Origin of the sequence: Zestomonas carbonaria, from assembly GCF_904061905.1 — a bacterium.
In the GTDB taxonomy this organism is placed as follows: Bacteria; Pseudomonadota; Gammaproteobacteria; order Pseudomonadales; family Pseudomonadaceae; genus Aquipseudomonas; species Aquipseudomonas carbonaria.
This window is the reverse complement of the sequence record NZ_CAJFCI010000067.1, coordinates 22,258-22,915: the sequence shown is the minus strand read 5'-3', so window position 1 is coordinate 22,915 and position 658 is coordinate 22,258. Positions and strand designations below refer to the sequence as shown.

The window sequence follows — 658 nt, the reverse complement described above, 5'->3', positions numbered from 1 at the left end:
GAGCGGGCCATTTTTGGCTCGGTCGCTCGTAAGTCACTGATCCATAAGGGGAAACGACCGGGCCATTTTTGGCCCGACCGGGCCAAAAATGGCCCGGTCCCTTCTGGACACATTCATTTCCATCGGAGCAAGGGGCCTCCTACACTTCCAAACATCGCTTTCTCCACCGTGAATACGGTACCTCCTGGTGTTATGCCTGCCCTTCCCTTCGCTCCCTACCTCATAGCCGTCAGCCTGTCCGCCGGTGTGGACCTGCAACTGCACGCCGGGCCGCCGGGTACCGCCGAGCTGCGCCTCTGTCTCCAGGGTAACGGGCAGCAGGTGCGCTACGAGTTGCGGGTGTTCAGCGAAGGACCGGCGGGGCGCAGCCAGTCGAGCCAGTCCGGCACGCTGGAGTTGCGGCCGGAAACCGTCTGCCCGCTCTCCCGGGTGATCGGCGCCCCACCCGGCACCCGCATCGAAGCCCGTATGCGCTGGTGGGCGGATGACGTCGAGCAGGCGGAAGAAACCCAGAGGTTCTGGGTCGAGTGAGTACGCGGCGGGAATGATCTGCACAAGGCCCCACGAAACCCCGTAGGAGCGGGCCACGCCCGCGATGCTTTTTCGCGGCCATGGGCCGCTCCTACGGTCGGGTGCGGAGTTCGCAGGTGGAGGAAAC

Annotated in this window: 1 protein-coding gene; it reads left to right on the top strand. The window is 64.7% G+C overall.

The window, feature by feature from the left end; translation table 11 throughout:
* Nucleotides 1-192 precede the first annotated feature (192 nt).
* On the top strand, nt 193-531 hold the full coding sequence (gene csgH / locus PSEWESI4_RS16515; RefSeq protein ID WP_187672307.1) for a curli-like amyloid fiber formation chaperone CsgH: 339 nt from the start codon (nt 193-195) through the stop codon (nt 529-531).
* The last annotated feature ends 127 nt before the right edge of the window (nt 532-658 follow it).